The 7,383-nt window shown below is 67.0% G+C and carries 6 protein-coding genes and 3 pseudogenes; 4 read left to right on the top strand and 5 right to left on the bottom strand.

Annotation, left to right across the window (positions count from 1 at the left end; genetic code table 11):
• Nucleotides 1-440 precede the first annotated feature (440 nt).
• Nucleotides 441-1,214, top strand: coding sequence for an alpha/beta fold hydrolase (locus tag ACH4DZ_RS44890; RefSeq protein WP_398295589.1), 774 nt, complete (start codon nt 441-443; stop codon nt 1,212-1,214).
• Nucleotides 1,215-1,245: 31 nt separating this feature from the next.
• Here ACH4DZ_RS44890 and ACH4DZ_RS44885 read toward each other — a convergent pair whose 3' ends face one another.
• From ACH4DZ_RS44885 to ACH4DZ_RS44870, 4 genes and pseudogenes are all read right to left on the bottom strand, one after another.
• A complete protein-coding gene (locus ACH4DZ_RS44885) occupies nt 1,246-1,419 on the bottom strand; it encodes a hypothetical protein (RefSeq protein WP_398295588.1) in 174 nt (57 codons plus the stop codon).
• Nucleotides 1,420-1,859: 440 nt separating this feature from the next.
• A pseudogene (locus ACH4DZ_RS44880) lies at nt 1,860-1,967 on the bottom strand (flavodoxin family protein); the annotation flags it as partial.
• A 138-nt stretch (nt 1,968-2,105) separates the two neighbouring features.
• Complete coding sequence (locus ACH4DZ_RS44875) at nt 2,106-2,474, bottom strand: hypothetical protein (RefSeq protein WP_398295586.1); 369 nt, start codon at nt 2,472-2,474, stop codon at nt 2,106-2,108.
• 124 nt (nt 2,475-2,598) lie between these two features.
• Nucleotides 2,599-2,745, bottom strand: a pseudogene (locus ACH4DZ_RS44870) (IS5/IS1182 family transposase); the annotation flags it as partial.
• A 68-nt stretch (nt 2,746-2,813) separates the two neighbouring features.
• Between ACH4DZ_RS44870 and ACH4DZ_RS44865 the strand changes: the two are divergent.
• On the top strand, nt 2,814-3,773 hold the full coding sequence (locus tag ACH4DZ_RS44865) for an aldo/keto reductase (protein ID WP_398295585.1): 960 nt from the start codon (nt 2,814-2,816) through the stop codon (nt 3,771-3,773).
• 90 nt (nt 3,774-3,863) lie between these two features.
• Nucleotides 3,864-4,606 (top strand): annotated as a pseudogene (locus ACH4DZ_RS44860) (IS5 family transposase); the annotation flags it as partial.
• Between the two features lie 591 nt (nt 4,607-5,197).
• On the opposite strand, the gene ACH4DZ_RS44855 reads toward ACH4DZ_RS44860, so the two are convergent.
• A complete protein-coding gene (locus ACH4DZ_RS44855) occupies nt 5,198-5,383 on the bottom strand; it encodes a hypothetical protein (RefSeq protein WP_398295583.1) in 186 nt (61 codons plus the stop codon).
• Between ACH4DZ_RS44855 and ACH4DZ_RS44850 the strand changes: the two genes are divergently transcribed.
• On the top strand, nt 5,382-6,827 hold the full coding sequence (locus ACH4DZ_RS44850; protein WP_398295582.1) for a LamG-like jellyroll fold domain-containing protein: 1,446 nt from the start codon (nt 5,382-5,384) through the stop codon (nt 6,825-6,827). The genes ACH4DZ_RS44855 and ACH4DZ_RS44850 overlap by 2 nt on opposite strands.
• Nucleotides 6,828-7,383 lie beyond the last annotated feature (556 nt).

Raw genomic sequence — 7,383 nt, 5'->3', positions numbered from 1 at the left:
ACCGGTCGTCCCATACGAGACGGAGCCAGCAGCGGCTCGATCACTGCCCATGCCTGATCAGTCAGCTCATGACGACGCACCACGAACAGACCAACACGCCAACCACTTTGCGGACACGACCTAGCAGGTCCCAAACCAGACGGACTTTCAGGTACGGAGGCGAACGAGTCGGGTGACTGAGCATCCGCCCCGAGAAGGTCATTCGCCGCCTACGGGATGAAGGCCCTCAGAGCAGGGCAGGGATGATGGTCGCATATATGGCCTGACCTGTACAAAAGTCCTCTGAGACCCGCGCCGGGCCGAGGACGTCGATAGACTCCGGAGACTTGGAACGGCCGTGGGGGCGCCGGTGTCCGACCAAAGTTCGCGGACGTCACCGGACCCGCACGTGTCGCTCTGCCGCACGACTACGTTCGAGCTCGTTGGTGAAAGGAAACTCCTTGATCAACCGTCGTCAGTTCTCCGCACTGGGTGCATCCATCACGGCCGCCTCTCTCATGTCCGTTGCCGCCGCCCGGGCCGCGACGGGGAAGGGCACCGAGGCCGCGGCGAGCAACGTGGTCCTCGTGCACGGCGCCTACGCCGACGGCTCGTCCTGGTCGAAGGTCGTTCCGCTGCTGCAGGAGGCCGGACTGCGGGTGACCTCGGTGCAGAACCCGCTCACGTCGCTCGCGGACGATGTCGAGGCGGTCCGCTTCGCACTGTCCCGGCAGGACGGCCCCACTGTCCTGGTCGCCCACTCCTACGGAGGGGCGGTCATATCCGAAGTCGGGCTCGCGGAGAACGTGACCGGCCTCGTGTACGTCGCCGCGCGAGCTCCCGAGGCCGGGGAGGATTACGCCGCGCTCTCCGCCGCCTACCCCACGCCGCCCGTCACGTCCGGTGTCGTCAGCTCAGAGGGATTCAAGTGGCTGAGCCAGGACGCCTTCTTGCGCGACTTCGCCAATGGCGTGCCCCATAAGGAGGCCCTCGCCCTGTATGCCGCGCAGGGACTGCTGTCCACCGCCGCGCCGACCACGAGCACGGCCGCTTGGCGGGAAAAGCCCTCCTGGTACGCCGTCTCCCGCAACGACCGCACCATTGACCCCGGCCTGCAGCGGTTCATGGCCCAGCGCATGAAGGCCACGACCGTCGAAGTCGAGGCTGGCCACCTCTCCCTGATCACCCACCCCAGGCAGATCGCCCGGCTCATCCTCGCGGCCACCGCCGCCTGAGACATCGTGCAGGTCGGTCACTGATCGCAGGCTACCCCGGCCTGCGGCCGGACGAGCCCAGCCAGACGTGGACGTCCCGGTATAGCCGGGCGACCTCGTCCGGGCGGTCGTCGCCGTAGAGGTCGTCCGTGATGCCGTATCCCCGGCGCTCCAGCAGACAGGTCAGGAATCGATAGGGAGTCCGGTACTCCCTGACCTCATCCATGTCCAGGCGGAACTCCCTGCCGGGAGCGGCCGGGGTGTTGATGTGCAGGAGGAGATGCTGCGCGACTTCGTGCCCCAGGAAGACGTGGGTCCGGTGCGACTGCGCTCGGCCGCAGAGCTGCGACGTGCCCTGGCGGAGGTGCGCAGGGGCGGCTACGCCAGGGCACAACGCACCGGTTCTGAGGGTCTGGCCACCGTGGCGGCACCCGTCCGCGGCGAGGAGCGTGATGGCCGCCCTGTCCATCGTCGTCCAAGCAACCAGTTCACCCCCAATGCATAGGTGACTGCCGTACGGACCGGGGCCCTCGCCACTCCCGACAACTGGGAGGGCAGGAGCCGGGAGAACTGAGCCTGCGACCCCAGTGACGAGGGGCAACTTCGACGGCGCCGTCATCCGTCATCAGGCAGGCGGCGAGCGCCCTACCCCTCGGGGCGAGTTGAGCTGACAGAGCTGTTGTCGCCCAGCCAGATCGGACCGGCCCGCACGAGGATGTCCGCGGTCATCACCTGCTCGTACAGCGCGGGCCAGGTGTCCGTGGCGAAGCCGTTCTGGACCTCGCCGCAGTACCGCCGACCTCACCCTGGAATGGAGTTCTGGCGTCATCGAGGGCAACGTGAACAGAGTGAAAACGATCAAGAGGAGCATGTACAACCGGGCATCCTTCCGGTTCCTCCGGATCCGCGTCCTCACTCGACCATGAGCTTCACGGAACTGCGGCCAGAACCAAATCCAAAGAGCGCCATCAACCCGGGCAGGGAACACCATGTGCACTGGCACCGCGCTTCGATCAGCAGGCGTGACGCTGCGCCGCCCTGGGAGACCACCGCCATGGCGAGCCCCTGGACGAGGCGCTGAAGAAGTTCACCCAGCGCGTCGAAGAGCACCACAACGAACAGCGCCGCCGTCAGCAGCTGGACCAGCCCGCCAGCCAGCCAGCCGCCCGCCGCCTGAACGCGGGCGGCTTCAGCAACGTCGGCCGCCGTTGTCGCTGTAGTGGCGGGCGAGGATGTCCGGCCTCGCCTGGTGGGAGCCTGCGGGCAGGGCACACTCGGCATCCGGCTTGGCGTGGCACACAGGGCAGGAGATCTTCATCAGCCGGTTTCCGGGCGCCCTGCTCTCGCTCCTCCGCTGAGTGCGCCGGTCCTCACCGGCTCAGAGGTCGCGCGGGTAGGCGTGGGTTCACGGTCGGCGGTTCGGGCGTTCGTTCCAGCGGTGGGTCGTCCAGGCCTGCCGGCTCAGGCTACGCACGGTGATGGTCGTGTCGGCGAGATCGAAGAAGGCGCCGATGACGGTGGTCCGCCGCTCGTAGCAGCGGGCGAGCCGGTAGGCACCCAGAATTTTGGCGATGCGGCCAGCGGGGAACTGCAGGCAACCGGGCGCACGTTGGTCTTGACGTGACTGAACTTCGCACCCTCGGCTCGTCCGACCTCCTCGTTTCCCCCCTCTGTCTGGGCGGCAACGTCTTCGGCTGGACCGCCGACAAGACCCAGTCGTTTGAGGTGCTCGACGCCTACCTCGCCGCAGGCGGCAATTTCATCGACACCGCCGACTCGTACATGAACTATTTTCCCGAGCAGGGCAATGAGCCAGGACAGTCTGAGAGCATCATCGGCGACTGGCTCGCCACCCGCCGCAACCGCGACGACGTGGTCGTCGCAACCAAGGTCGGCGACCACCCGAAGTACATGGGCCTTGCACCCGCCAACATCAAGGCCGCTGCGGAGGAGTCCCTGCGGCGACTGCGTACCGACCACATCGATCTCTACTACACCCATTTCGACCGGGACGAATCCATCCCCGTGGACGAGATCATCACCGCTCTCGACGATCTCGTGAAGGCCGGCAAGGTGCGTGCCATCGCGACTTCCAACATCAGCCCCGAACGGCTTTCTGCATCGCTGGCCTTCTCCGATCGCGAAGGGCTGGCCCGCTACGTGGCTCTGCAGCCGCGGTACAACCTCGTCTCACGCGACACCTACGAGGGTGCTCGGCGGGAGGTCGTGCAGCGCGAAGGGCTGGCCTGCGTTCCGTACTTCGCGCTCGCCTCCGGCTTCCTCACCGGCAAGTACCGTCCCGGGAAGAGTATCGAGAACGTGCGCAACCTTCCCGGACTCGCCGGTGGCTACGCGGACACTGAACGCGGCGTGAAGGTGCTCGACGCGTTGGAGCAGATCGCGACGGCGCGGGGGGTGGAGATGGCCACTGTGGCGCTGGCCTGGCTCGCGCAGCAGCCGACCGTGACCGCGCTGATCGCCTCCGCACGCACCGTCGAGCAGTTGCCGGCGCTGTTCGCCGCGCAGGACCTGCACCTGTCGGACACCGAGCTACAGACTTTGACGACAGCTTCGTCCTGACCCGGAGGGCGGTTGGGGCCCCGGTCGCAGACCGGGCACAAGCCCTGGTGATCATGGAGTTGCGAAGCTCTGTCATCACTTGGGAGACCTGTGCCCGCGCTGCCATCATGGCTGACAGAACCGCTCTGGGACCAATTCGCGGTCCTGCTTCCTCAGCGGCCGGAGTTTCACCCGGACCATCCGCTCGGCTGCCACCGCCGACGTATCAGCGACCGGGGCATCTTCGTCAAGCTGCTGCAACTCTTGCGCTTCGGCTGCTCTTACGAAGCGATCGCCGACACAACTTGCTCGGCCACCACGATCCGCAGCCGCCGCGACGAGTGGATCCGACTCGGCGTCTTCGCCAGGCTCAAACAGATCGCGTTGGAGTCCTACGACCGGATCGTCGGCCTCGCCCTCGACCGCATCGCCGTGGACGGCTCCATCACCAAGGCGCCCGGAGGCAGCGAGGCCGCTGGCCGGTCGACCGCGGCAAACAGGGCCTGAAGCGCTCAGGTATGACGGATGGGTACGGCATTCCTCTGGCGTGTGTCCTGGCCGGCGCCAACCTCCACGACTCTTCCCTGCTTGCTCCCACGCTGGATCGCCTGGACGACCTCGGCCCGTTGCCCGATGACCTCACCGTGCGCTTGGACGCCGGCTACGACTCGGACAGGACCCGCGCGCCGCTCGAAGAGCGCGGCTTCCACGGCCGCATCGCGCGCACAGGTGAGAACGCACCAGTCCAGGCCAGTCGGCGTTGGTACGTGGAGCGTACCCACGCCTGGCAGAACGTCTTCTACCGGCTCGCCCGCTGCTACGAACGGCGGACCACCGTCATCGGCGCCTTCTTCGCTAGCTGTCCCCGCACCAGGCGGGCCGGATGCCGGCCAAGGTACTACCCGAGTCCGTCGCCGGGCTCCGGCCCCATGGTCGGTGTTCTCGGGTTCCCCTGCTCGTGCTTCGGGGCCCCGCACCCTGAACTGCCGAAGAACCACACTGACCTGGGTGTACGGACTTGGACACACTCGCGATCACCTTCTGTCACCTCATGTCCGCTCAACAGGGAGCATTCCTCTCTAGCGTCGTTGTAGCTTCAACGACAATCTGAAAGAGTTCTCATGTGCACTGATGGTGACAACCCGATCCGCGACTCGGCTGGACACAGTAGGCGAGGATTTCTGCGCAATGCGGCGCTGGCCGGTGCGGGGGCTGCAGTCACAGGGACCGGGGCATCCGTGATCGGCGCGTCGCCCGCGGCCGCCGCGGACGGCACCCTGCCCGGCAAGGTCGGCAAGTGGAACCCGGACCCGACTTCCCTCCAGTTCACCGTCGCGGTCATGCCGGACACCCAGTTCATGTACTGGGGAAGCCAGGACAGTGTGGACCGGACGCCGCAGGAGGAGTCTTTCCGCTACATCATCAACAACAGCGGTAATCCCGACCTAAACATCGTGTTCATGGCTCACCTCGGTGACATGACGCAGGACGCCGACCCGTCGTCGTTCGAGCAGGTCGACAAGGCGTTCGCGCTGCTGGACGCCCATGGCGCCGCGTACAGCGTCGTGGCCGGCAATCACGACCTGAGCGGTGACGACCACCCGCGGCGACACGACGTACCTCCGGACCATGGGACCGAGCCGGTTCAAGCACTCGAAGACGTTCGCCGGCGCGGACGCCACCGGCTACAACACCGCGCACATCTTCCGGGCCGCCGGCCGCTCCTGGCTGCTGCTCGCCCTGGACTGGCGGACGACCGACCAGGGTTTCGCATGGGCCGACGCGGTCATCAAGGCCCACCCGAAGATGCCTGTGATCCTCACGACGCACGACATGGTGTGGTCGAACTACGATGACAACGTTTTCCCGTACGAGTCCGGGGATCCCGAGGACAACGCGGGGCTGTCCGATCACGGCCAGACAGTCTGGGACAAGCTCGTAGAGGACAACGACCAGGTGTTCCTGACCGTCAACGGTCACTACTGGCCGCCCGGTCGTACCAAGAAGAAGAACGCCGCCGGGAACGACGTACACATGCACATCGCCAACTACCAGAACCGCTACTTCGGTGGTGGCGGCATGATCCGGCTCTACCACTTCGATCTGGTCCGCGACACGATCGACGTCGAGACGATCAACCCGTGGATCCTGGCCCAGGACCCCGAGTCCCGCAACGAGCTGGGGGCCGAACTGGCCCGGGTCAGCGGCCCGGTGGACAACTTCTCGGTGCCGATCGACTTCAAGGAGCGTTTCTCCGGTTTCGTCCCTGTTCCGGTGCGGCCGGCCCGGCCCGCGGCCCGGGAGCTGGTGAAGGGCACGCTGGCGTACTGGCGCTTCGATGGTCAGGGCGCGCCCGGTACGGCACTCACCGAGGGCCAGCGGATCCGCGATCTGTCGGGCAAGGGAAACGACCTGACGGTGGTGAGTGTCCCGGGCAGCGCGGCCGACGTGCTGACCTGGTCCGCGGATCACCATCCCGACCAGCCCGGCCACGCCAGCCTCCGGTTCGTGGGCGGCCGCAATCCCGTACACGGCACGTACCTGACCACCGGGGCGATGGCACCGCTGAACTCCGAGACGTTCCGGGGCGGCTACACGATCGAGACGTTCGTGCGGATGCCGCTGGACTGGGACGCCGGGAGGAACGGCAACGCGTCGTTCCTCAGCCGGCGGGGCTCCGCCGGGGCCGCGGGCAAGCACGGTAGGAACACGGACCTCAACGAGCCGCTGGTCCAGTTCGCCATCACGAACAACGGTCGTGAGCCGCAGTTCAACCACTACCCGACGAACGACACCTACCCGACGACCAATTGGGGTCATGGCCTGGTGGAGCTCAAGTGGTGGCATCTGGCGGTGGTCAACGACGGCCGTTTCACGCGCCTGTACGTCGAGGGTGCGCCGGTCGTCGACAATCCGAAGCGGCTCTCGGTCGGTCTCACCTCGCTCGGGCTGCCCTGGCTGGTGGGTGGCCACGAGTATGCGGGCGCCGTTGACGTCGTCTTCCACGGCAACGTCGGTGACATCCGCATCGTGAACCGCCCGCTGGCCCAGAGCGAGTTCCTGACGGCCAGGTAGGGGAGGCCTCCCGCCCCCGGTCCTGACACCGGCGGCGGGAGGCCCCGGCTGGACGCGATCCCTCGGGCAAACCAGCGCTTGGTGGCAGGCACGGCGGACGCGGGCGCACAGATCACTGCCGACGCCGACCTCGTGGTCGACGGACTCCTCATCGGCTTCGAGAGCGACAAGCACCCTCACCGCTCCCCGAGGCGAGCGCCTGGCAGCTGCTCGGCTACCTCTGCTCGACGCCGCCAACCGCTACCGGATCTACACCGTCGGCTGGGCGCAGCGTGACCAGCCTGAAGGTCTGTTCGGCTGTGCAAGCCCCAACAGGCGTGGTCGGCCACACCACTCGGCGGGACGCGATCCTTCTACAGCTCGATCGGCTGTAAAAAGTCGTTGCTCCGGTGGTGGCGTGGGTGGCCGGCTGGTCCCGGAAGGCGCGGGCATGGCTGGCGGCATGTACTGCTTGTCGGCGTTTACGGGACCTGCACGCGCTCGCCGGTGAGGACGATGCGGACCTCGATGTCGGGGGCGAGACGGGCGACGGCGTCGGCGTAGTGGCGGGGGTCGG

This window comes from Streptomyces sp. NPDC017991 (assembly GCF_044328075.1).
Taxonomy (GTDB): Bacteria; Actinomycetota; Actinomycetes; order Streptomycetales; family Streptomycetaceae; genus Streptomyces.
Note: the sequence above shows the minus strand (reverse complement) of the source record. Positions and strands in the feature narration are given on the sequence as shown.

Excerpts from the sequence above, each read along its gene's own strand:
- ACH4DZ_RS44885 (WP_398295588.1), bottom strand. The coding sequence starts at position 1,419 with ATGGATGAGGTCAGGGAGTACCGGACTCCCTATCGATTCCTGACCTGT.
- ACH4DZ_RS44875 (WP_398295586.1), bottom strand. The coding sequence starts at position 2,474 with ATGCCGAGTGTGCCCTGCCCGCAGGCTCCCACCAGGCGAGGCCGGACA.
- ACH4DZ_RS44850 (WP_398295582.1), top strand. The coding sequence starts at position 5,382 with ATGGGACCGAGCCGGTTCAAGCACTCGAAGACGTTCGCCGGCGCGGAC.
- ACH4DZ_RS44855 (WP_398295583.1), bottom strand. The coding sequence starts at position 5,383 with ATGGTCCGGAGGTACGTCGTGTCGCCGCGGGTGGTCGTCACCGCTCAG.